At 69.0% G+C, this 859-nt stretch carries 2 pseudogenes; one reads left to right on the plus strand and one right to left on the minus strand.

The features are described from left to right. Positions 1-276 (minus strand): annotated as a pseudogene (locus tag JMF90_RS38815) (aminotransferase); the annotation flags it as partial. 243 nt (positions 277-519) lie between these two features. Here JMF90_RS38815 and JMF90_RS38820 point away from each other — a divergent pair. After that, positions 520-859: pseudogene (locus JMF90_RS38820) on the plus strand (phosphate ABC transporter substrate-binding protein); the annotation flags it as partial.

The following is an 859-nucleotide window of genomic DNA, read 5'->3' on the forward strand; positions in this document are numbered from 1 at the left end:
CGGATAGCCGAGCAGCTTGTTCACGAAGGCGGAACGCGTCGGATGGCCGTGCAGCAGTTCATGCTGCAGCGACAGGTGCCACGCGCCGAGCAGGATCAACGGCGGCGTCGCGGCGGCGAGCGACAGGTGCCCTTCGCGCACGAGCAGCAACACGGCGAGCCAGCCGCCGTAGATGACGACGACCAGCAGCCAGGTCGGCCACTCGGTGCGGGCGGTGAAGCGGGCGTCGAGCGCGGCGATCGCGCGCGCGTGGTCGACGTCGAAGTATTCGGCCATGGCGTTGAGGCGGATGGATCGGGCAGTGCGGGGAACGAGCGATGGAACCGGGGCGCTCGGCCCGGGTGCGCTGGTGTCTCGCGGATCACGGTCGGCTTGCCCGGCATCGCGCACGGTGGCGGCGCCGGCAGGCCTTCGAACGGTACCGAGGCGGCGCGGCTACGCCAACCAATTGATTCGCATTTGCTTATCGTCTTGCGGCCGATAAGCATCCGGGGCGCCGCCGATGCGTAGAATGCCCGCATGAAACCCTGGATCGCAGTCCTGCCGATGTACAACGTGACGCCGCGCCACGCCGCCCTGTGGCGCGCGCTGCTGCGTGATGCGCTCGATGCGTTCGCGAACGCGGGCGGGCCGGCTGACGTCGTGCTGCCCGACGCGCCGTTCGACGATCTGCTCGCACTGTGGCGGCGCGACGACCTGCTGCTGTCGCAGACCTGCGGCTACCCGTACCGGATGCTCGGCTTGCACGACGTCGTGCGATTGATTGCGACCCCGATTTTCGATGCGGAGGGCTGCGACGAGGCGCGCTACAGCAGCGTGCTGGTCGTATCGGCGCGTGTGTATGCGGGCGGCGCGACGA

The organism is Burkholderia sp. E168m23, assembly GCF_016586125.1.
Taxonomy (GTDB): Bacteria; Pseudomonadota; Gammaproteobacteria; order Burkholderiales; family Burkholderiaceae; genus Burkholderia; species Burkholderia orbicola.